Here is a 23,875-nt window from a genome sequence, read left to right on the forward strand (position 1 = left end):
GTAAAAGGCTGGCGAATCATAGGTGATCTGAATTATAAAGTATATCACGAACGGGTTCATTCAGACATACAGAAAGTGTATAACCATGATGTAAACAAAGAACCTTATCAAAGTACTCTGTCTGGTTCGAATACCGAGGTTAAAGAAGCCTATAAAGGAAATAAGTATCTCAATATAAATGCCTATACCGAATATGGAAGGGAGTTTAAAGGTCATAGTTTTAAGATCATGGCCGGATTTCAGACCGAACAGCTTTGGCAGGATGAAATGAGTGCACAGCGACTGGGCATTATCTTGGCCGGCATTAATACGATCAATACGACTTCCGGGAATGATTCTTCAGGAAAGGCTGTGCCTCCGGTTGTATCCGGAGTATACGACGACTGGGCGACAGCCGGCTTTTTCGGTCGTTTGAATTATAACTATAAGGAACGTTACCTGATTGAAGCAAACTTACGTTATGACGGAACTTCCCGTTTCCGTGCCGATCAGCGTTGGAAACTATTCCCTTCCGTATCAATAGGATGGAATGTGGCACGCGAAGCCTTCTTCGAACCATTATCTGATATGTTCAGCGTATTGAAGTTGAGAGGTTCTTACGGGGTATTAGGTAACCAGAATACTAAACTATGGTATCCTACCTATCTGACTATGCCGATCGGTACATCTGATGGTACCTGGCTGATCAACGGGAACAAGACGAATACATCATCCGGTCCGGGATTAATTAGTACTACGATGGGATGGGAAATGGTCAAGACTCTGAATGTGGGTGTCGATGTGAACGTATTGAGCAATCGGTTGGCTGCTTCGGTAGATTGGTTTAGCCGCCGGACGGAAGACATGATCGGCCCGGCTCCGGATCTGCCGGTTATTTTAGGAACAGATGTTCCTAAAACAAACAATACGAACCTGGAAACAAAAGGCTGGGAATTGAATCTGACATGGAGAGATCGTCTGGCTAATGGATTGGGATATAATGTGGGATTGAATATTGCTGATTCGAAAACAATTATCAAGGATTATCCGAATCGCACCGGAACCGTAACCCAATATTATTCAGGAAAAGAAATGGGAGAGATCTGGGGCTTCGAAACAATTGGTATTGCTAAAACTGATGAAGAAATGCAGCAGCACCTGGCAACCCTGCCAAACGGAGGTCAGAACACAATGGGTAATAACTGGGCAGCCGGTGATATTATGTATAAAGATCTCAATGGCGATGGTAAAATAGACTGGGGAAATTCAACTTACGAAGATTTGGGTGATATGAAAGTAATCGGTAACAACACTCCACGTTATTCTTTTGGTATCAATCTGGGAGCTAATTATAAAGGTTTCGATATCAGCCTTTTCTTTCAGGGAGTAATGAAACGTGATTATTTCACGAAGCAGAGTGATTTCTGGGGAGCTACATCTTTGTGGTCATCTTCATTCTACAAACAACACATGGATTATTTCCGTAGTAGCGAAGACCATCATTTAGGTCAGAATCTGGATAGTTATTATCCGCGTCCTTTATTTGACTCAGATAAGAACAAACATGCACAGACTCGTTACCTGATGAATGCCGCTTATATCCGTTTGAAGAATCTGAATATAGGTTACACACTTCCGGCTTCCATCTCCAATAAGATAAAACTACAGAATCTACGCTTCTTTGTCACTGGTGAGAACTTATGGACAGGTACTGCTTTGACCGATCTGTATGACCCGGAAACATTGATGAGTGAAACGGAAGGCACTATTAAATATCCGTTATCCAGAGTTTATTCCTTCGGACTGAGTGCAACATTTTAATCATTAAATCATAAATAAGAAATAGTCATGAAATATACATATATAAGAAATATCGTTGGGGCTATATTGTTGGGATATACTGTTACGGCATGTAACGACATGTTGGATATAACCCCTCCATCATCTATTATTCCTGAAGAATACCTGACAGAAGAATCCCAACTGGATTCATATATGATAGCTCGATATGGTACGCTGCCCAATGCAAGCGGCGGTGTCGGTCTGGATAATAATACCGATAATGAGGCAGGAATGAATTATTCACCCAACTTTACAGAAGGAGATAAGAAGGTTCCGGAAACAGGCGGAAGTTGGGATTTTACTGAAATATATCAGATCAATTACTTCCTCGACCGGGTTCTGCCTTTATATAAAGAAGGTAAAATTGCCGGTAATAAAGAAAACATTGAACACTTTATCGGTGAAGCTTACTTCTTTAGAGGAATGCAATATTTCAATAAACTGGTTGCTATTGGCGATTGTCCGATCGTTCGGAATGCTTTATCTGATAATTATGAGATACTGCTGGATCATTCGAAAAGAATGCCACGTACGGAAGTAGCCCGTTTTATTATATCCGACCTGGACTCGGCTGCCATGCTGATGAAAAGCACTTCTCCGGATGGAAAGAAGAATAGAATGTATAAAGATATAGCTTATCTGTTTAAGTCGAGAGTCGCTTTGTATGAAGGAACCTGGTTGAAGTATTTTAAAGGTACGGCTTTTGTTCCCAACGGACAAGATTGGCCGGGTGCTACACGTGAATATAATAAAGGATACCAGTTCCAGGCCGGAGGTATCGATGAGGAAAGCAAATGGTTCCTGCAACAAGCTGTTGAAGCAGCAGACCAGATCGCTTCACGCTATGAGTTAACTACAAATACCGGTATTATCATGCAAGGTCCCGGCGACTCTAATCCTTATGTCGAAATGTTTAGTGATCTGGATATGTCCAAGTACGGAGAAGTCCTGTTGTGGAGAGATTTCGATTATGGGTTGGGTGTAGTAAATAACCGTGCGGTAGATGCCGGTACCACTTGTACGGCTATCGGATTGACACGTGGCCTGGTGCAGAGTTATCTGATGAAAGATGGTCTGCCTTATTACTCTTCTCCGCTTTATCAGGGAGATGAAACATCGCAGAAGATCGTAACAGACAGAGACGACAGAATCCGTGTGTTTATGAAACAGCCCGGCATGACCAATATATGGTTGAATATCGGACAAGGTACCCACGGCGTTATTACAGAACCGAATTTACCGGACATCACCAATGGCGTTTACACCTTGCGTAACAATACCGGTTACTTATCCCGCAAATACTGGCACTGGGATCATGCACTATGTAATAACTGGCAAGGTGAAACCGGAGTTCCTATCTTCCGTGCTGCCGAAGCTTATCTGAATTATATCGAAGCCTATTACGAATGTCATGGAAACCTGGATAGCAAAGCGGCCAATTACTGGAGAAAATTGCGTAACAGGGCTAATATCGAAGAGGATTATATGAAGACGATAGCTGCTACCAATATGCAGAAAGAAGCAGAATTAGACTGGGCTGCTTATTCGGGAGGAAATATATTGGCGGATGCAACCTTGTTTAATATCCGTCGCGAAAGAAGAAATGAGTTCCTGAGTGAAGGTTTGCGTTGGAACGATTTGAAAAGATGGAGAGCGATGGATCAGATGATAACAAAGAAATATCATGTCGAAGGTTTCAAATTATGGAATACAGAGCTGGTTCAGAAATATGCGGATGCCGGTTATAAGTTAATCTATGATCAGGATCCTGAATCAAATGTTTCATCTCCGGTATTAAGTGATTATCTTCGTCCGTTCGAGATATTGAAGTCCAACAGAGCTTATGCTGGTTATGGCTGGTTTATGGCTCATTATCTGGAACCGATAGCAATGCAGCACTTTATGATTACATCTGAAGAAACAGATAATTATACAGATTCGCCCATCTATCAGAATCCGTATTGGCCGGTGAAAGCTAATTATACGGCAGAAAAGTAATATATTTGAATTAATCAGGAAAAGTGACAGCAGGCATAACTTGCTGACACTTTTCTTCAGTACTAAATAAATGAACGACTATGAGTGTTAAGAAGCTATTATTTCTTTTGTCATTGACCTTATTCTTTAATCAGGGTCGGGCAGAAGATTTTGTCATCCCCCGCATTTCCCCTTTACCCATAAAAGTGGAGAACCGGAAAGTCCCTCTGGCCGGCAAGTGGCAGTTCAACCCTTCTCCGGAAAAAGAATTCTGGAAGAAAGGAGGTTTAAGCAACTGGAAAAACATTGAAGTTCCCGGTGAATGGGTAATGCAAGGCTTTGAAGTTGAAAAGGGCAAGGCAGCCGGATATTATCGTACTTTCACTGTTCCATCCTCTTGGAATGGACAGCGGGTCAAACTGCGCTGTAACGGTATATACAGCGATAGCCGGATTTATATAAACGGGAAAGAGGCAGGTTCTCATTTAGGTGGTTTTACTCCGTTTGAACTGGATATAACGGATTGGGTGGAAACCGGAAAAGAAAACAAGATAGCTGTTTCCGTCAGGTCGGAAAGCCTGGCTGACTCGACCTCCAGCGCATCTCAATATGCCGTCCATCCGTTGGGGGGCATTTCGCGTGACATTTATTTGTATGCTTTGCCGGATGTCAACCTGGGAATGTTCCATGCCAGTACATCATTTGATTCAACTTATACGGATGCAACCTTGAAAACGGAAATAGAGGTCGTTAATGAATCAACGACGGAAGCCGGACAGCTGACTTTACAATTTGTATTGAAAGATGCATCGGGAAAGGAAATACCATTGAAGAAAAACTCACAGCCGGTTCGTAAACTGGCAGCTGGTGCGACAGGGAAAATGGAAGTTTCTTTTGATGTTGCCAATCCTCATAAATGGGACTCCGAGCACCCTTATCTCTATACTTTAACCTGCCAATTGAAAGATAAACAAAAAGTACTACATGAAACAACCCGCCGTATCGGTTTTCGCCAAGTGGAAGTACGCGGTAACCAGATGTATATAAACAATATGCCGGTCAAACTCCGTGGTGTTTGTCGTCATGAGGTAATGCCGTTGCGCGGCCGTTCGGTGAATGGCGATATCTGGCGTCAGGATGTTGAATTGTTCCGTCGCGGAAATGTGAACTATATCCGTACCTCTCATTATCCGCCTGATGAAGCTCTATTGGAGGTTTGCGACGAATTGGGCATGCTGATAGAACTGGAAGCTCCGTTTTGCTGGGCACATAACACGAAAGTTCCTGAGGATATGCATTATGCCGTTCTAGTCAACCAACATATCGAAATGGTGAACCTGAACCGTAGCCATCCATCCATTATCATGTGGTCGATGGGAAACGAGTCAAATCTGTTTACCGAATATTTCAAGAAAGCGTCGGAAGTGGTTAAGCAAATAGACCCGACCCGTCCCCGTATCTTCAGCCAATGGGGACCGGATGCAGATAACGGCGAACTGGAAGTGACCAATCATCATTATCCCGGACCGACCGGGCCTGATAAATATCGTGACAGCAAACGCCCCGTAACCTTCGATGAATTCTGCCATCTGAACGCCTACAACCGTTTGGAGCTGGCTGCCGATCCGGGGCTTCGCAGTATGTGGGGTGTTCTGTTGGATCGTATGTGGACGGATATGTATCGTAGTGAAGGTGTATTGGGGGGTGCTATCTGGGCAGGCATCAACGATACTTTTTTCTTGCCGGGAGAAAAGGCTGTGGGTTATGGGACCTGGGGACCGATCGACGGTTGGCGTCGTGAAAAACCGGAGTATTGGGGAATGAAGAAGGCTTTCAGTCCGGTTAAGATCGAGCAGAAAGGAAATATGTCGGCCGACGGTAGAGTTTGTTTCCATGTAGAGAACCGTCACAATTTTAGTAATTTATCCGAATGCCGCATAGAATGGAGTGTTGGAGGGCAGAAGGGAAAGGTAACCGTAGATGTCGCTCCCCGTTCGGAAGGTGAGTTTGAAATACAGTTACCGGAATCTTTGTACGGATCGGGACAAATGGAGCTGACAGTCACTGGTGTACGGGGTTTTGTGGTTGATGAATATCATTTCGATCTGTTGCCTGTAAAAGCTGAAAGTAAGAGAGAGTCGAAAACCGGTCGCCTTGTATGTGAAGAGAATGCCGGTTCGATCCTTATCCGGTCTGTGGGGGGAGAATTTACCATCGATAAAAGAAATGGCCTGTTGTCTGCTGAACGGGAAAGGAAAAAGATCATCCGGCAATCGCCTTCTTTGATGGTCCTTCCTTTGAATCCGCATGGCGAAGGTATCCAGATGACCGGAAAAGATCAGAACTTTACGCCATTCAACCCGGTTTGTAAGAACTGGGTGGCGCATTCAGTCTCTTGTATTTCTACAGACGATCAGGTAACAATATTAGTCAAAGGTTCATATAAAGAAGCTGAAGGTGTGCTGGAATATTGTTTTCATAATGATGGAGAGCTGGTTGTCACATACGATTTTACGATGCTTCAGGAAGTTTCCCCGCGGCAGACCGGGCTGGTATTTACACTACCTGCTTCATTTACCGATCTGAGTTGGGAACGGAAAGGTTATTGGAGTGTCTACCCGAAAGACCATATCGGAGGACTGAAAGGTTCTGCAAAAGCGTTTAATGACGAGCTTCCTGTATCAGGTGTTGCCGGTCCATCCAGACAACCCTCTGTATCCTGGTCGATGGATCAGACGGCTGCCGGATCAAATATATTCCGTTCAACAAAAGAGAACATCTATTCGGCGAAGTTAAGTAACACAGCCGGAGATAAGCTGTCTGTTGTTTCCGACGGAACCCAACATGTACGTGCCTGGTTGGATCAGGATGTTGTCCGTTTTTTAGTAGCCGGATATAATAACGCCGGTAATGAAAACTTCCTGATATCGCATGCCGAAAAGGAATACCGCCCGTTGCGAAGAGGAGATAAGATTCAAGGAAAAATAAGAGTTTCTTTTTGATCTATAACTACATATCTATCACAACCATATTTTTGTACCTGAAGAAAAAGCAGAACAAGCTTTGATGGCAATTTGTGAACTACAATAATCAGGAGGAATACAACCTGTTTTAAAGCTCCGGTCTTTTGAAATGTTAAGACAGGACTTTTAATTACAAAATAAGGGACTTTTGAATTCAAAAGTCCCTTATTTTTTTCGGAGATAATTATGTCCTGTTTTATTATGACTCAACTATCAAATAATTAACCTGTTATCCTTTGTTTTTTGCCAAAAGGTTGTCAAGATCGTCGATCTGGTGGTCGAAATAAACAGCCAGAGCATTAATCTCCCGTCCGTTTTGTGACAGATAAGTGATACAATCAATCAATTGTTCAGTCAACCGGGCCATTTTTCGTTTGTTTATATTTATGTCCGGTTGTTGCATGTAGAGGGTAAGACTACGAAACAGGATGGGAATAAAGCGATCCCACGGAAGTTCAAGGCTTGTTGCCAGACTTTTCATACATTTCAACTGGTGACGGAGATACTCGAGGTCCAACTCATTACTTTTGTTGTTGAATGCTTCCCGTATACGGCGAGCTTCTTCTTTGAAAAAGACTTCACTGGAGATTTCTTTCGGGAGTGTCAATGTGTTTTCTGCTTCATTCATGGCAGTATTTTCTTTAAAGTACAGGTGGAAAAAAACGGTTCCGCCTTTCCCGTTACTCAACACATCTAAGATGCTGGAGGCACATTAATGCTCTCCACGGGGGTACGGAACCGCCTATGGAAAGAGTTGCAGGCAAAAAAAATGCCTGCAACTGATCAGAAGCAGGTTATCCCGCATCTTAGATATATGTTGAGTACTGCAAATATAACGCTTTTATAGAAAATACAAAGAATACAGAAGAAATAATCATAATAACGTCGTATTTGTAATGTGTTTTATATCTTTACAATATTTCTGTTACCAAAATACAAGGAGGAAGTTTAATCAAAGTACATGGATATATAAGTCTGATTGCTGCTCCGGAAATAAAAGAATCTTCCAAGAAGAAGAAAGGGCAACAGAATGTCGGTTTCGATATCTTTGGAGAGGCGGAAAAACTGTATGGCGGGATAGATCCGATAAATTGAAGGTAGGATATTTCAGATAAGGGACTTTTGATTTCAAAGGTCCTTTATTTTTTAGGAGAAAATCATACCGTGAAGGATTGATAAAGAAGTAATCAGAGGAGTATATTTTGTTTATTTGTATAATTTCATAGGGTAAACCGCTTTTATTACGTCTAGTAAGAAATAATTTAAAGTTTTATACCATGAAAATTGTAAGTAGAGTATTCTTGCTTTTTTGTTTTTTATCTTTGATATCCTGTCAGAAAGACCCGCAGATACAGGCGGCTTATGACCTGATCGAACGTATTACTCCGGGATATGGCAAACAGTTTTGTCTCGAACTGATAGAGCCGGAGAATGGAAACGATGTCTATGAAGTGGCCGGAGAGAATGGCAAAGTGGTGTTGCGTGGTAACAATACGGTATCCTTGGCAACCGCTTATAACCAGTACCTGAAATATCATTGTAATGCCCATGTATCCTGGTTTGGCGATCAGTTGAACTTACCGGAGACACTGCCTGTTCCGGCTGAGACGACACACCGGATCATTAACGGCAAGTATCGCGTCTACTTTAATTATTGTACGTTGAGTTATACCGGTGCCTGGTGGGATTGGGAACGCTGGCAACGTGAGATCGACTATATGGCTATGAACTCGATCAATACGCCTTTGTCGGTTGTCGGCCTGGAAGGTGTTTGGTATAATACATTGCTTCGTTTCGGTTTTACGGATGAGGAAGCTCGTTCCTATCTGGTCGATCCTGCCCATTTTGCCTGGCAGTGGATGCCTAATATCGAGAGCTTCGGCGGACCGCTGCCGAAATCATGGATCGATTCGCATATAGCATTGGGTAAACAAGTGGTAAACCGTCAGTTGGAGCTGGGAATGACGCCGATACAACAAGGCTTTTCCGGTGCGGTACCTCGTAAGATGATGGAAAAGTTCCCGGAGGCAAAGATACAGAAGCAACCGGATTGGTACGGATTTGAAGGTATCTGCCAGTTAGATCCATTGGACCCCCTGTTTACGGAACTGGGAAAAGCCTTTCTGGAAGAGGAGCAGAAATTGTATGGAACTTACGGACTCTATGCTGCCGACCCTTTCCATGAAAGTAAGCCGCCTGTGGATACGCCTGAATATCTGAATGCAGTAGGTTCTTCTATCCACAAATTGATGAAAACGTTCGATCCGAATGCATTGTGGGTGATGCAGGCCTGGAGCTTCCGGAAAGATATTGCATCTGTCGTGCCGAAACATGACCTGCTCGTATTGAGCCTGAACGGTGCATTAGGCGGAGAAGATCATTTCTGCAACCATGATTTTGTGGTAGGTAATCTGCATAATTTCGGCGGACGTGTCAATCTTCACGGAGATTTACCGCTGGTATCGTCCAATCAGTTTATGAAAGCGAAACAGGAAACACCGAATGTGGTAGGCTCCGGTTTATTCATGGAGTCGATCGGACAAAATCCGGTATTCTATGAGTTGGCTTTTGAGATGCCTGTTCACCAAGATTCAGTGAAGCTGAAAGAGTGGTTGGATAAATATGCGCAGCGTCGTTACAGCGCACCTTCCGAAGCTGCCGGTAAAGCCTGGGAGTTATTGTTGGCCGGTCCTTATCGCCAAGGAACGAACGGGGTTGAGTCAAGCTCCATTATCTGTGCCCGACCGGCTGTAGATGTAAAGAAGTCGGGACCGAATGCCGGTTTTAATATCCCTTACGACCCTCAATCGTTGATAGAAGCCGAAGTCTGTTTATTGCAGGATGCGGAACAATTGAAAGGCTCCAAACCTTATCGTTTCGATATTGTAGATGTACAGCGTCAGATCATGTCTAACCTGGGACAGGAAATACATAAAAAAGCAGCGGAAGCATTTAAGAAAAAGGATAAAGCTGCATTTGCTTTGCACTCCGGCCGTTTCCTCGAGTTATTAAAAGATGTAGATATCTTGCTTCGTACCCGTACAGAGTTTAACTTTGACCAGTGGTTGACGGATGCCCGTGCCTGGGGAACGACCGACGAAGAACGTGATTTATTCGAAAAGAATGCCTCCTCGCTGGTGACTATCTGGGGCGGACAGGTCGATGTTCGTCAGTTCGATTATTCATGGCGCGAATGGACCGGTTTGATCGAAGGGTATTATCTGCAACGCTGGACGAAGTTTTATGATATGTTGCAAGGTCATTTGGATAACGGTACCGTTTATAAAGAGGAAGAGGCAACAATGGATTTAGGTCGTCAGGCTTTCCGTGCGAATGAGTTTTATGACTCGTTGGCAGACTGGGAGCTGGCTTTCGTCGATCGTCCGGGTAAGGCCCGCACTCCCATAACAGAAGGAGACGAAGTGGCTGTTGCCCGCCAAATGCTGGACAAGTACAAACAATTATCAAAAGAATACTATGATGTTGAGAAAACAAATTAAGTACCTGATGGTGTATTCGCTATTGACCCTGCCTTGTGTTATGCAAGCGCAGGATGATGTAACGAATGCCTTCAATGACTTGAAAAGACAGGGCACGGTGAACGAGCAGGATTCGGAAATGCGCCGTGTGGCCTCGTCGGATGCGGTGAAGAAGCTGATGCAGGAAAACCCGGAAGTCGGTTACTTCTGTTTTACGGAAGACCGGGAACACGATATCCGTATGATAGATGCAATACCTGTGCGCTGGGTGGAACGGCCGGCCGATTCACGGACAAAGTTCCGGGGCGAATGTCTTCCGGGTGAGTTTTACACCTGGCAGATAGGAATCTTTGCTCCGTATGAAACTGTCTCGGATGTATCTCTTACCTTCTCAGACTGGAAGAATGAAAAGGGTAATAAGATCCCGGCTTCTGCTTTCCGTTGCTTTAATCTGGGAGGAACCGATACGAATGGTAAACCCTTCAAAAAGACGGTAAATGTTCCCAAAGGAAATGTGCAGGCATTATGGATCGGCTCCGATCTGCCTGTAACGGCAAATGGTGTTTACAAAGGGATAGTTACGATCAACGCTACCGGTGTCAAACCGGTGGAGATCGCCTGTGAATTGACCGTGCAAGGTTCTCCTGTCGTAAACCACGGGGATAACGAAGGATGGCGGAAAACCCGTTTGCGCTGGTTGGATTCTTCCATCGGAAATGCTGAGGAACCGACGGCTCCGTATATTCCGGTTCAGTTACAGAAGCAAACGATCTCCTGGCTGGGAGGTAAGATGGAACTGTCGAAGGACGGTCTGCCTCAGTCTCTTTCTACCCGTTATGACCGGAGTAACCAACTGAACGATCAAAGCGACAACTCTGTTCTGGCAGATGGTATGCGGTTCGTGATAGAAACGGAGAATGGCGAAGAAGTGCTGAAACCCGGTTCGCTGCGGATCACCGGACGGAATAATGCATCGGTAAACTGGACGGCTACCCGGAAGAACCGTAATTTTGAAGTGCTGTGTTCGGGTAGCTTCGGTTTCGACGGTTTGGTCGATTACCGGATACAGGTGAAATCCCTTGGAGACGTGAAGGTAAAGGATATCCGCCTGGAAGTACCTTATACCGCCTATGCAGCCAAATATATGATGGGCTTGGGACATAAAGGCGGTCTGCGTCCGGATTCAGTGATCGACTGGCGATGGAATGTCGACAAGCACCAGGATAAGATCTGGATGGGAAATATAAATGCCGGTCTGAACTTCTGCTTCAAAGATGAAAACTATGTGCGTCCACTGGTGAATATCTATTATGGTTTAGGTAAACTGAACCTGCCTGCTTCGTGGGGAAATGCCAATAAGGGTGGTATCGACATTCTGCCCGATAAAGACGGCGTAGTCCTGATGAAAGCTTACAGCGGTGAACGTTCGATGCAGAAAGGCGATATCCTCCATTATAATTTCAATATGTTGGTTACTCCGGTGAAACCGCTTAACCTGCCGGAACTGGCGGAAAAACGTTTCTACCATTCCAACAGCGATGTGAGTGCCGGTTATATCCCTGCCGCCCTGGAAGCAGGGGCCAACATGATCAATGTGCACCATAAGAAAGATATTTACCCGTTTATAAACTATCCTTATTATGATGAGGCCGTTCCCGATCTGAAACGCTTCATCTCGGATGCACACAGCAAGGATCTGGATGTCCGGCTTTATTATACGACTCGTGAGTTGACGGTGAAGATACCGGAGTTGTGGGCGTTGCGCAGTCTGGGTAGCGAAGTGATTCATGACGGTCCCGGAAAGGATGCCCGTACTCTGATCCATCGCAACGGTCCTCACGAATGGTTGAACAAGAACCTGACGACCCATTTCATTCCCGCCTGGTACAACGCTTTCAAGGAAGGTAAATATGCCGGCGATATGGATCTCTCGGTCATTACCGCTCCCGATTCCCGTTGGAACAATTATTACCTGGAAGGCCTGGACTGGATGATCAAAAACCTGGGACTGGATGGTGTCTATATCGACGACAGTGCTCTGGATCATCAGACCTTGCAACGTGCCCGCCGTGTGATGGATGCCGACGGTAAACGCCGCCTGATCGATATCCACTCCTGGAACCATATGAACCAGTGGGCGGGTTATGCCAATTCGCTGCATCTTTATCTGGAATTACTGCCTTATGTAGACCGTACCTGGATCGGTGAAGGTTTCCCTGCAAACAATACATTGGATTTCTGGCTGGTGGAAATGTCTGGTATTCCTTTCGGATTGATGAGTGAAACGCTGGATGCCCGGAATGTATTCCGTGGAATGGTTTACGGTATGCTTCCCCGCCTGCCGTGGAGTGGAAACCCTGTTCCGCTTTGGCACCTCTGGGATAACTTCGGTATGAAAAATGCCGTGATGAGAGGCTATTGGGATGAACGTTGTCCGGTAAAAACGGATAATACGAATATCCCGGCTACCCTTTATATCAACGGAGATAAAGCGCTTGTCGTACTGGCAAACTGGACGGATCTTCCTCAAACGGCAAAGATAACCCTGGATGAGCAGTTACTTGGTTTCAAGCCGTCTTCCTATCTGTTGCCGGAAATCAGAAACACACAATGGGAAGGAAAGCTGTCTTCCCTGAATCAATGCGAGATCATGGGACGGGGCGGTATGATCATCTTACTGGAAAAATAAAGAGACGAACAGTGTAGTTCCGTTTTGTATAAGTTAAAGGGCCGAATGATACCATTTCGGCCCTTCTTTTTTTCTGAAAGTGTAAAATCCGGTACTGCCTTTTCCCTATCTTTGCTTCTGAATAAGGGAAAGGAAATACCATGGATAACAACACAACAGAACAGTCCCTCTGGGGACTTTTGGAAGGGATAACGGAAAATCTGAAACATAAACGTCTGGCGGATGTCTTTCGTTTTGTCTCCTTTCAGCCGTTTGAAACATTCGGGCCACATCAACATCTGCGTATCGAGATCAACTATGTGAAGAAAGGGAATTGTATTCTGCACCTGGAGAACGAGAGTATCAGTTTTAATGAGAACGAGATGATGATTATCTGCTCGAATGTGGAACATACCTTCGAAGCCGGTTCGGAAGGGACAACGCTGATGCAACTGGAATTCCTGCCGGAGATCTTCTCCCGCTTCAACCCGCATACACAGGACGAAGCAGGCGAATTGACGCCCGTCACTATCTTCTCGGAAGAAAACCGCCTGATCAAGATCGTTAATAATGTCCGTATCATGCGGGCTGTCCAGCGCATCGTCAACGAGATGAACCTGAAAAATAAATACTATCAGTACCTGGTCGTGATGTACTATGCGGAACTGCTTATTCTGATCTATCGCTATATGGATGAATCCTACCTGCCGATATGTACAAATGAATCGCTGAAAAAGGCAATTTCTTATATCCGCATGAACTATCAGACGGATATATCCATCACCGACGTAGCCGGACAGACCGGTATAGGGGAACGCTACCTCCGCAAACTGTTCGCCCAGCATCTGAATTTATCCCCGCTGGATTATCTGAACCAGATACGCATCAATAAGGCGATCGAGCTATTGAGGAATACGGAAATGTCTATAAAAGAGGTCTGTTTCATCTGCGGGTTCAAGTCGCCGCAATACTTTTCAAGAGTGTTCAAACAACAGATGGGGATTACTCCGAGGGAGGTTACCAAATAGTTTCCGTTTTGTACACTTTTTCCCCTTAAAAGGTCCTACCTGCATACGTTGCAGTGTGGTTTTGAACCTTATTTTTTGTACACTCCGGCTAACTTTGTGATCAGTAATACGGAATATATAAATACTGATAAACTATAGTAAAATGAAAGAATGGAATGATGATAAAGCCCTGTTCTCTTTAATAAAGGAAGAGCTTTATACCGCAGTGATCGGTGACATTATGGATAAGATGGGATATACCCGTCAGTTTCTTCCCCCGCAGATACGTCCTCTCCGTGACGATATGCTGGTTGCAGGGCGGGCTATGACTGTGCTGGAAGCCGATGTGTTGGAACATGGAAAAGAATGCGGGGAGAATCCGTTATTGAAACGTTCTTTCGGATTGATGCTCGAAGCGCTGGACGATCTGAAAGAAGATGAAGTCTATGTTTGTTCCGGTTCGTCTCCCTGTTATGCCTTGTGGGGTGAGTTGATGAGTGCCCGTGCCATGCAGTGCAAAGCAGCCGGTGCCGTGGTGAATGGCTATTCGCGCGATACGAAAGGGATTCTGGCACTCGACTTCCCTTGTTTCTCTTACGGACCATACGCACAGGATCAGGCACCGCGGGGAAAGGTGATCGACTATCGTGTCCCCATTGAAATGGACGGCGTGCGTATCGACGATGGAGATATCCTGATAGGAGATATCGACGGTGTATGCGTCGTTCCCCGCAGCATAGAGGAGGAAGTCTTTACCCGTGCCCTTGAGAAAGCCCGTGGCGAACGGATGGTGTTGAAGAAGATACAGGAAGGAATGAAAGCCCGCGATGCTTTCGATCAATTTGGAATCATGTAATTAAATAGAAACAGACAATGAAGATCACAGATGTAAAGGTATGGTTGGTACAAGGTATCAAATACAACTGGACACTACTTAAAATATATACGGACGAAGGCTATACCGGCGTAGGAGAGGCTACGAACTGGCCGGGGAGCCCGATCGTTTTCGAAGCAGCCAAACATGTCGGGCAACGCATTATCGGCCTCGACCCGATGAAGACGGACTTTATCTGGACAAAGCTCTACCGCGACCTGAACTGGATCGGTCCCTACGGTGCCAGCCTTTGTGCCATCAGCGGTATCGATATGGCTTTGCTGGACCTGAAGGCAAAAGTACTGGGTGTTCCCTGCTATGAATTGCTGGGCGGTGCTTATCGTAAGAACATTTTGTTATATGCCAACTACTGGTTTACCGGTGGCGGACATAATGCAAAGGACTACACGGAACAGGCGTTGAAAGTAAAAGAAGCCGGCTTTACCGGTCTGAAGTTCGACCCGTTTGCACATACGAACTATTTCTACGGGGAAGACCTGGCTTCCAATCTGACCCTGACGGCAGAACAGCAAGACCTCGCTTTCGATGTATCGAAGGCGGTACGTGATGCGGTAGGCCCTGAGTTCGATATTATGATCGAGACACATGCCATGCTGAATTACCGGGTGGCGGTGAAGATGGCCGAACGTCTGGCGAAGCTGGATATCACCTGGTATGAAGAACCGGCCGGCCCGGAAAGCTCACAGACTTTGCGTGCCATGCGCGAACGTATCCCTTCGGATGTCGCTATCTGCGTAGGCGAACGCCATTACACCCGCTTCGGTATCCGTTCGCTGTTGGAGAAACATGTATGCGATGTCATCATGCCGGATATCACCCGTTGCGGCGGCCCGTCTGAAATGAAACGGATGGCGACGATGGCAGAAGCCTACAACGTCCTGATCGCTCCCCATAACCCGAACGGCCCTTTGTCGACCCTTGCCTCTTCGCATGTGTGCGCGGCGATCCCTAATTTCTTCCGTCAGGAATTTATGTTCAATGATGTTCCCTGGAGGGATACGGTGATCGACCATCCGATAGCGGAAATGGTGTACGACGGTCATCTGCACCTGTCCGACCGTCCCGGACTGGGGGTAGACCTGGTGGAGGAAGAGATGGAAAAACATCCGGGTATTACAACGAACGCGCCTGATAACTTCTATATTTAAATGTATGAGTTTTACAATAGATTACAAAGATAAAGTAGTGCTTGTCACCGGCGTATCGTCCGGTATCGGTCTGGGTACTGCCCGTGAGTTTGCCCGGGCGGGTGCCCATGTCGCCGGATGTGCACGGAAAGCGGCGGACGACCCGTCGGCAGTTGCATTCCGGGAGGCTGTCGAGTCGCAGGGAGTCCGGTCCTTGTATGTGCAGACCGACGTCACTTGTCCCGAACAACTGGAACGGTTGGTAGAGGAAACGATCCGTGCTTTCGGACGACTGGATGTTCTGGTATCCAGTGCCGGGATGAATGTTTTTGAAGGGGCGGCCGGATGCACCGAAGATCGCTGGCAGTATAACCTGGATCTGAACCTCGCCTCCCACTGGCGGTTGTCGAAATTATGCAAGCCCTATCTGGAACAGAGCGGGGAGGGTGTTATCCTGCTGATGACCTCCAACCATGCGTTCGGAACGATTCCCGGCTGCTTCCCGTATAGCGTGACGAAAACGGCTATCACCGGTCTGGTGCGTAACCTGGCGATCGAGTGGGGGCCTGCCATCCGTACGGTCGGTGTCGCTCCGGGCTTCATCGATACGGCGGGCAACGATACCTGGTTCGATTCTTTTCAGGATGCCCGGCAGGAGCGGGAAAGAACGATCAATCTGCATCCGGTCAAACGGATCGGGACGGTAGAGGAAGTAGGCGACCTCTGCGTTTACCTGGCGTCGCCGATGGCACGTTTCATTAGCGGGACAACGATCCTGATGGACGGCGGTCGGTCGGCTCTTATGCAGGACGAATAGACCATGAATGAAGTGAATACCATGAACACAACAGACTTACTCATCTTTATAACCTACTGCACCCTGATCCTTTTTGTCGGACTGTTTGTCTCGCGAAAGAAAAAGGGAGAAGAACGCAATGCCGGCGATTACTTCCTCGCCGGCCGCGGACTGGCCTGGTGGGCGATCGGTGCCTCTATCATTGCATCGAATATCTCGGCGGAGCAGTTTGTCGGCATGTCCGGTTCGGGGTATGCGATCGGGCTGGCTATGGCTACCTACGAGTGGATCGCTGCCCTGGGACTGATTATCGTAGCCAAATACTTTATCCCGATCTTTCTGGAGAAGAAGATATTCACCATGCCGCAATTTCTGGAAGAACGTTTCGATAAGCGGGTGAAAACGGTGATGGCCATCTTCTGGCTGGCCGTCTTTATCTTTATCAACCTGACTTCCATCCTCTATCTCGGAGCCCTTACCATCGAAAAGGTGATGGGTATCCCCCTGTTGTGGGGAGTGATCGGGCTGGCTGCCTTTGCCGGAATATATTCTATCTATGGCGGCCTGAAGGCAGTTGCGCTGACCGATGTGATCCAGGTAGTCTTCCTCATCGGAGGCGGACTGATAACGACCTATATCGCGTTGGACCTGCTGGGAGCCGGTGAAGGTGTATGGCAAGGCGTTACCAACCTGTACGCACAGGCAGAAGATAAATTTCATCTGATCCTCGATAAATCGCATCCGGGCTACAAGGACCTCCCCGGCATCTCCGTTATTCTCGGGGGACTGTGGGTGGCAAACCTGTATTACTGGGGATGTAACCAGTATATTATCCAACGTGCTTTGGCTGCTAAATCGGTAAGTGAGGCACAGAACGGGATGTTGTTCGCCGGATTTATCAAACTGCTGGTTCCGCTGTTGGTGGTTATCCCCGGGATTGCCGCTTTTGCGTTGAACGCGCCGCTCGAAAAGTCGGACGAAGCCTATCCCTGGCTGCTCGGCAACCTGCTGCCGGTAGGGGTGAAAGGGGTTGCTTTTGCGGCGCTGACGGCTGCTATCGTCAGTTCGCTGGCTTCGATGATGAACAGTATATCCACGATCTTTACGATGGACATTTATAAGTCCTATTTCCGGAAAGAGGCAGGACAGCATGAACTGGTGAGGACCGGAAGATGGGCCAGTTTCGGGTCGTTGCTGGTGGCCGTATCGATAGCCCCGATGCTCTCGGGACTCGATCAGGCTTTCCAGTACATTCAGGAATTCACCGGCTTTATCAGTCCGGGTGCCTTGTCGATCTTCCTGGCCGGATTCTTCTATAAACGAGCTACCGCAAACGGTGCGCTGACGGCGGCACTCGGTTCGTTCGTATTCTCCACCTTGATGAAGTTCCTCTACCCCGGTCTGCCGTGGATGGACCGTATGATGATCGTATTCTTCCTCTGTTGCGGATTGATCGTCCTGCTGGGTAGCCGTAAGCCGGTGGAGAATGTTTATACAACACATCGGCCGGGCCTGTTTCATACCAGTCGTATGTTCAATATCCTGTCGCTGGTAGTGATAGCCATATTAATAGCATTCTATTGGTTCTGGTGGTGATAATAATAAAACAACACAATATGAAAAAGAAATTCTTACTTATCGGCACCTGCCTTCTTATGGCACCTGCCTTTTCCTATGCAGCAAGCTCCGGTGCGGGCGGTTCGCGAACCGCCCCTACGCAAACCGCCCCCGAAGAATCCGCCTACCTCATTCCCTGCGTGGTGAGCGGGATAGACAACCCGACCCTGATCCTGAGCGGCACCTGGCAGTTCCGCTACGAGCCCAAAGGCAAGTGGAATAACGTGCAGGTACCCGGCGAACTCGCCATGCAAGGTTACGCTATCCGACACGATACCCCGTATCTTTATCGGAAGACATTTATCCTTCCGGCCGATTATAAAGGCAAGCGTACAATACTCCGTTTCGACGGCGTATACAGCCATGCCCGCCTGTCGGTAAACGGCAAGGAAGTTCGCGAACATCATGGAGGTTTCACCCGTTGGGAAACCGATGTGACCGGGTTTGTACATCCCGGAAAGAAAAATGAGATACAGGTGGAGATCACCGACCGTATCGACGATATCTCCTATGCTTCCGGCTACGGCCATCATCCGATAGGCGGTATTTTGCGCGATGTTACGATATTTGCACTGCCGGAGACCAGTCTCTACGACTTTGCAGCAGAGACGCACCTCGATACCCTCTACCGGGATGCAGTACTGAAAGTCGCCTATCAGGGCAAGACAACCGGCGATGCGGAAATCGCTTACACGCTGACCGACCCTTCCGGCCGCAACGTTCCTCTTTCTCAAAGTATCTTCCCCTTGAAAGAGAAAGAGAACAGCAACGAACTCCCCGTGCGCAACCCTTTGAAATGGGATGCCGAACACCCGAACCTCTATACCCTGACCGTTTCCGTCCGGGAAGGAGGCAAGGAACTGACTCGCTTCAGCAAACGCATCGGTTTCCGTGACGTGAGGATCGAAAAAGACCGCATGCTCGTCAACGGGCAGCCCGTCAAACTGCGTGGAGCCTGCCGTCACGATATCCACCCCACGCTGGGACGCACCACGACGGCGGAACTCGACAGCCTCGACGCCCTCCGTTTCAAGCAATCGAACATGAACTTCGTGCGCACTTCCCACTATCCGCCTTCCGAGAAGTTCCTCGAGTATTGCGACCGGTTCGGTATCTATGTGGAGTGTGAGACTGCGGTCTGTTTCGTCGATACCTACCGCCAGAAGAATTATGCCCCGGGCAAGACGCAAGACAGTGCCGAATTCGCTCCGCGTTATCTCTCCCAATGCCGCGAGATGGTGAAGTCTTTCCGTTCGCACCCCTCCATCCTGTTCTGGTCGATCGGCAACGAAAGCGTCTACGGCAAGAACTTCCAGGCCTCCTGGGACTGGGTGAAGGCAACCGACACCACGCGTCCTGTTATTTTCAGTTACCCCGGTTCGGTAGGAGAGAAGAAGCCTATCTACGACATTCTCAGTATGCATTACCAGGATGTAGACGGCAATCTGAACCAATGGGGACGTGCCACCCGCAACTTCCAGGGGCATGGCATTCCCGCTCTGTTCGACGAATGGGCGCATCCGGCCTGCTATACCTATAAGACCCTTCAGGACGACCCGAATATCCGCGAATTCTGGGGTGTCTCCCTCGATAAGATGTGGAGCGGCCTGTTCGACGCTCCCGGTGGTCTGGGCGGTGCCATCTGGGGATATATCGACGAAACCTTTATGCTACCCGAACCAAAGAAAGGTACCTCCTTCTGGAAAGAATTTGCCCGTACTGCCAAGCCCGAAGATTATCAGGGCAACTGTGTCGGTTACGGCGAATGGGGTATCGTAGACGTATGGCGCCGCGAGAAACCCGAGTTCTGGTCGACGAAGAAAGCCTATTCGCCCGTCCGTTTGCTAACGGAACAGGTCGTCGACTTCACTACCGGCGAACGTCTGATCCTCCCGGTCTACAACCGCTTCGACCACACGAACCTGAATGAGATAAAGGTGCGCTACACCTATAACGGCACAGAGAAGGAAGCCGCTGCCCCAGCCGTTATGCCGCATCAGAAAGGCCTCCTGGTTATCCCTTCGGAAGACTGGGCTGCCGGCAGCGAACTGCTGGTGAGTTTCCTCGATGCCAGTGGCGAACTGATAGATGCTTCCCTCGTTACACTCGGACAGCCGGTAATCGCTCTTCCGCAGCCCGACCGCAAAGGTGCCCTCGAGGTGGAAGAGACTGCCGACCGTATCCTCGTCAAAGGCAATGGTTTCGAGATTCCTTTCTGTAAGGAAACCGGCCTGATCTGCAACGCCACAGCCGACGGCAAGGTCATCATCGAAAAAGGCCCTTTCCTGAATCTCGACATCAATCTGAACCACCTCACCGGAGCCGAAGTGCGTAAGAGCGCCACCAAGTTCCTTATCTCGGATACCGATTGGAAGAAGGAAAGCCTCACCTACGAAAAGCGTGGCGGCAACATCCTTGTCTCCCTGGCCGGCAGTTACCTGAATGTCCGTACCGACATCCGCATCCTGATCTCGGCAGAGGGGAAAATGGAGATCGATTACCTGACAGACGGTCAGCCCAACGGTTTCCTGCGTGAAACAGGCCTCTCGTTCTACCTGCCCGCATCACTCGACCGGCTGTCGTGGAAACGCAAAGGCCATTGGAGCTATTATCCGGCCGGAGAATTTGCCGGTAACGAAGGCAGCACCTCTCTTTACAACCCCGGTAAGGTAGCCTACGGTGCCCGTCCCGACCAACCCTGGTATGACGACACCCACAACTACTATTACTGGGCCGACGCCGGAGCCAACTGTGCCCGTCCGCTTACCCAAAAGGCCAAAGGCATGAAGGAAAACATCTACTTCTACACCCTTTCGCCCGCCGTGGGAGACGGCCTGTCGGTCATTTCCTCCGATGCATCCGTTGCCTGCCGCTCCAACAAGCGTGCCGACGATCAGCTGATCCTCTATGTCAACAACCGTTGGGACTATCCCGAGATAGCCTGGGGCAACTATTGCAAGACACTCGAAGCTACTCCTTGCTATGGGCGGGTAGAGATTGTCTTCTGATAAAAAGGGGATGCGGTTTCTACCGCATCCCCTTTTTACTCACTCCTTAATGGTAATCCGTCCCGACCAGTCCCCGACAGCAATCTGCTGCATCGGTTTCGGGTTGGTTGTACATTGTGACATCACCCGCAACTTATATTCTCCCGGAGGCAGATCCGCCGGTATCCTGCAACAAAGGCTAGAACGCGTATCCAGCAACATATCCGCCGCCGGAATGAATGCCGCCTGTTTCCCTGTCTCCGCTTCGATCAGGTAAAGCCCGCGCGTAGGCAGTTCCCCGCTCATCAGTAGCAATCTCCCTTTTATCAGCAGTGCATCCCCTGGCCGTGCCCATCCTTCGGCATTGCTTTCGGCCATGATACGGACGCTATCGATACGCGGGCCCGACGACCGGGTGTCCGTCTTGCGGAACAGCGGATTAGCAAACGCTTTCTTTAATTCCTTACTCATCGTATAGTTCAAAGTCGCTTTATTCTCGGCACGGCAATCCGGATCGAGCCGGTTGAAGTTCCACATGCCATTCACTGACGGTGTCAGTGTCCCTAACGGAGTAGAGACAGCATATCCTTCGATTATCATCTCTTCCGCTTTCGAAAACAGTTGATAGGCCGCACTCCGTAGCGTATCCCATCTCAGTTCACTCCGGTCTTCCACGATCTCGTCAATCAGATCTTCCACGCTAAGCGTTCCGCGCAGATTGACCTTCGGATACAATTTACCTTTTGTCTCGCCAATGTTACAGCGATAGAGACTGACCGACCATTCCACTCTTTTCTTATCCATACTAGTATTGTTTAATGTCATGTACTATGCGAGCAGTCTTAGTCGCACTATTCGATTAGTACTGTGCTAAGTTACTATCTTTCTATGAATAAATTATTATCTTTCATTAGATAAATTATTATCCATAGAAAGATATATTTTTATCTGAAGAAAGATAATAATAGAGTATAGTAGTGGTTAGATAGTGCTAACAGGTAAGCGTATGTAGTGTCACTGCTCCTGTATTGGAGAAGAGAGTGGTATATTGTATAATATACAACCTGAATGGGGCTGAATCGTAAGATAGTATAACATTTTCGAAACAAATGCTCCTTATCATTCCTTCGCAATGGGGTATCTTTGCACCAAAACATGAAACAAGTGATATGAAGAAAAAACATCTGCTATTTACTCTCCTGTGCAGCGGCTTTATCGCCTGTACGGGGCCTACAGCAACTCAACAGTTAGCGAAAGATATTCAAAACGACCATACCCTGCATATAGTCGACAGTATGGCACGTGCCACGATCCGCAGCGGCTTCAATGCCGGAAGCGGTTACTCGCAGATCTGGGCGCGCGATATGAATACCTTTATCGAAGTGGCCTGTGAGGAAAGCAATCCGGCGGAGTTGCGCGGTGCGATCCTTCTTTTCTTTGCCCTTCAGCAGCCCAACGATGAAATGATCGACGGCTACGTGTTGAAGACCGATTTCAACTGGGGCGACGATCATCCTTATTATTCGGATGCGGCACCCGACCATGTCGCTTTCAAAAATACCGTCGAAACCGACCAGGAATCGTCATTGATCCATATCGTAGGAAAGTATATCCGCAAGACGGGCGATTCCTCTATCCTGAATGAAACGGTTGCCGGCCGCACCGTCTATCAGCGTATGGTCGGAATGATCGATTACCTGATGAGAGAGCGTTATAACGAACAATACGGCCTCCTCTACGGCGCTATGACCGCCGATTGGGGGGACGTGCAGCCAAACGATGACTTCGGTTGTGATATGAACGAACTGTCGGATCCGGCCATCGACGTGTACGATAATGCTATGTTTATCATCGCCCTCAATTATATGGACGAGATGACGACCAACGAAGCCGATAAGATCCGCTGGAAAGAACTGCGCCAGCATATCGCCGGAAATGTACGCAAGCATCTTTGGGATACGGAGCGTCAGAAATTCATCCCCCACATTTATATAGAGAATTCTCCGGTACCCGAAGGCTTCAACGAACTGGATGTACATTATCACGGAGGAACGGCTATTGCCATCGAAGCCGGACTTTTGTCTCCGGAGGAAATAGCGACTGTCAATGCACAGATGGTCGAGAATGTACGTCTGTCGGGAATGCCGAGTATCGGTTTGACTTTGTATCCTACCTATCCTGACAACTTTTTCCGCGGAGGAATGGCAAAGCCCTATATCTATCAGAATGGCGGAGACTGGACCTGGTTCGGTGGCCGCATGATACAGCAGCTTATTGCCCACGGTATGACAAAAGAAGCCTATGAAGAGGTGCGTCCGATGATCGACAGGGTAATCAAAAACAAGGGATTCTATGAATGGTACGGCATGGGTGGAGTGCCCAGCGGCTCCGGCCATTTCAAAGGATCGGCAGGTGTGCTGGCAAAAGCGATCGAAATGTTTAACGAATGGGCGGAAGAGAATAAGTAATCTGAAAAAC

General features: G+C 47.8%; 14 protein-coding genes. 12 read left to right on the forward strand and 2 right to left on the reverse strand.

Annotated elements, in window-relative coordinates:
* The 3 genes from QZ076_RS16250 to QZ076_RS16260 form a co-directional block, all read left to right on the forward strand.
* Positions 1-1,800, forward strand: a 1,800-nt coding sequence (locus tag QZ076_RS16250) for a SusC/RagA family TonB-linked outer membrane protein (protein WP_293714775.1), incomplete at its 5' end; no start/stop codon positions are given.
* Between the two features lie 27 nt (positions 1,801-1,827).
* On the forward strand, positions 1,828-3,819 hold the full coding sequence (locus QZ076_RS16255; RefSeq protein WP_293714776.1) for a RagB/SusD family nutrient uptake outer membrane protein: 1,992 nt from the start codon (positions 1,828-1,830) through the stop codon (positions 3,817-3,819).
* Positions 3,820-3,899: 80 nt separating this feature from the next.
* Positions 3,900-6,800 carry a glycoside hydrolase family 2 TIM barrel-domain containing protein gene (locus QZ076_RS16260; protein WP_293714778.1) on the forward strand — a complete coding sequence of 967 codons (2,901 nt, stop codon included), beginning with the start codon at positions 3,900-3,902 and terminating at the stop codon, positions 6,798-6,800.
* Positions 6,801-7,050: 250 nt separating this feature from the next.
* On the opposite strand, the gene QZ076_RS16265 is transcribed toward QZ076_RS16260, so the two are convergent.
* On the reverse strand, positions 7,051-7,449 hold the full coding sequence (locus QZ076_RS16265; protein WP_293714779.1) for a hypothetical protein: 399 nt from the start codon (positions 7,447-7,449) through the stop codon (positions 7,051-7,053).
* Positions 7,450-8,098: 649 nt separating this feature from the next.
* Between QZ076_RS16265 and QZ076_RS16270 the strand changes: the two genes are divergently transcribed.
* The 8 genes from QZ076_RS16270 to QZ076_RS16305 all read left to right on the forward strand — a co-directional run bounded on the left by QZ076_RS16270 (position 8,099) and on the right by QZ076_RS16305 (position 21,418).
* Positions 8,099-10,321 carry an alpha-N-acetylglucosaminidase gene (locus QZ076_RS16270; protein WP_293714780.1) on the forward strand — a complete coding sequence of 741 codons (2,223 nt, stop codon included), beginning with the start codon at positions 8,099-8,101 and terminating at the stop codon, positions 10,319-10,321.
* Positions 10,302-12,989 (forward strand): glycoside hydrolase domain-containing protein, encoded by a 2,688-nt coding sequence (locus QZ076_RS16275; protein ID WP_293714782.1) that lies wholly within the window; start codon positions 10,302-10,304, stop codon positions 12,987-12,989. Before QZ076_RS16270 ends, QZ076_RS16275 begins: the two co-directional genes overlap by 20 nt.
* Before the next feature lie 140 nt (positions 12,990-13,129).
* Positions 13,130-13,996: an AraC family transcriptional regulator gene (locus tag QZ076_RS16280; protein ID WP_293714783.1), complete on the forward strand. Its 867-nt coding sequence runs from the start codon at positions 13,130-13,132 to the stop codon at positions 13,994-13,996.
* Positions 13,997-14,138: 142 nt separating this feature from the next.
* Complete coding sequence (locus QZ076_RS16285) at positions 14,139-14,831, forward strand: RraA family protein (RefSeq protein WP_293714785.1); 693 nt, start codon at positions 14,139-14,141, stop codon at positions 14,829-14,831.
* Positions 14,832-14,848: 17 nt separating this feature from the next.
* On the forward strand, positions 14,849-16,018 hold the full coding sequence (locus tag QZ076_RS16290) for a mandelate racemase/muconate lactonizing enzyme family protein (protein ID WP_293714786.1): 1,170 nt from the start codon (positions 14,849-14,851) through the stop codon (positions 16,016-16,018).
* A 4-nt stretch (positions 16,019-16,022) separates the two neighbouring features.
* Positions 16,023-16,814, forward strand: coding sequence for an SDR family oxidoreductase (locus QZ076_RS16295; RefSeq protein WP_293714787.1), 792 nt, complete (start codon positions 16,023-16,025; stop codon positions 16,812-16,814).
* 21 nt (positions 16,815-16,835) lie between these two features.
* Complete coding sequence (locus tag QZ076_RS16300) at positions 16,836-18,389, forward strand: sodium/sugar symporter (RefSeq protein ID WP_293714789.1); 1,554 nt, start codon at positions 16,836-16,838, stop codon at positions 18,387-18,389.
* Positions 18,390-18,409: 20 nt separating this feature from the next.
* Complete coding sequence (locus QZ076_RS16305) at positions 18,410-21,418, forward strand: glycoside hydrolase family 2 TIM barrel-domain containing protein (RefSeq protein ID WP_293714790.1); 3,009 nt, start codon at positions 18,410-18,412, stop codon at positions 21,416-21,418.
* Positions 21,419-21,457: 39 nt separating this feature from the next.
* Here QZ076_RS16305 and QZ076_RS16310 read toward each other — a convergent pair whose 3' ends face one another.
* Entirely contained in the window at positions 21,458-22,201 is a 744-nt protein-coding gene (locus tag QZ076_RS16310; RefSeq protein ID WP_293714791.1) for a DNA-binding domain-containing protein, read from the reverse strand.
* A gap of 365 nt (positions 22,202-22,566) precedes the next feature.
* Here QZ076_RS16310 and QZ076_RS16315 point away from each other — a divergent pair, with 365 nt between their 5' ends.
* A complete protein-coding gene (locus tag QZ076_RS16315) occupies positions 22,567-23,865 on the forward strand; it encodes an amylo-alpha-1,6-glucosidase (RefSeq protein ID WP_293714793.1) in 1,299 nt (432 codons plus the stop codon).
* The last annotated feature ends 10 nt before the right edge of the window (positions 23,866-23,875 follow it).

Origin of the sequence: uncultured Parabacteroides sp. (assembly GCF_905196875.1) — a bacterium.
Classification (GTDB): Bacteria; Bacteroidota; Bacteroidia; order Bacteroidales; family Tannerellaceae; genus Parabacteroides.

Coding starts and splice junctions, on each gene's coding strand:
- QZ076_RS16280 (WP_293714783.1), top strand. CDS start 13,130: ATGGATAACAACACAACAGAACAGTCCCTCTGGGGACTTTTGGAAGGG.
- QZ076_RS16275 (WP_293714782.1), top strand. CDS start 10,302: ATGTTGAGAAAACAAATTAAGTACCTGATGGTGTATTCGCTATTGACC.
- QZ076_RS16285 (WP_293714785.1), top strand. CDS start 14,139: ATGAAAGAATGGAATGATGATAAAGCCCTGTTCTCTTTAATAAAGGAA.
- QZ076_RS16260 (WP_293714778.1), top strand. CDS start 3,900: ATGAGTGTTAAGAAGCTATTATTTCTTTTGTCATTGACCTTATTCTTT.
- QZ076_RS16295 (WP_293714787.1), top strand. CDS start 16,023: ATGAGTTTTACAATAGATTACAAAGATAAAGTAGTGCTTGTCACCGGC.
- QZ076_RS16290 (WP_293714786.1), top strand. CDS start 14,849: ATGAAGATCACAGATGTAAAGGTATGGTTGGTACAAGGTATCAAATAC.
- QZ076_RS16270 (WP_293714780.1), top strand. CDS start 8,099: ATGAAAATTGTAAGTAGAGTATTCTTGCTTTTTTGTTTTTTATCTTTG.
- QZ076_RS16265 (WP_293714779.1), bottom strand. CDS start 7,449: ATGAATGAAGCAGAAAACACATTGACACTCCCGAAAGAAATCTCCAGT.
- QZ076_RS16305 (WP_293714790.1), top strand. CDS start 18,410: ATGAAAAAGAAATTCTTACTTATCGGCACCTGCCTTCTTATGGCACCT.
- QZ076_RS16315 (WP_293714793.1), top strand. CDS start 22,567: ATGAAGAAAAAACATCTGCTATTTACTCTCCTGTGCAGCGGCTTTATC.
- QZ076_RS16255 (WP_293714776.1), top strand. CDS start 1,828: ATGAAATATACATATATAAGAAATATCGTTGGGGCTATATTGTTGGGA.
- QZ076_RS16310 (WP_293714791.1), bottom strand. CDS start 22,201: ATGGATAAGAAAAGAGTGGAATGGTCGGTCAGTCTCTATCGCTGTAAC.
- QZ076_RS16300 (WP_293714789.1), top strand. CDS start 16,836: ATGAACACAACAGACTTACTCATCTTTATAACCTACTGCACCCTGATC.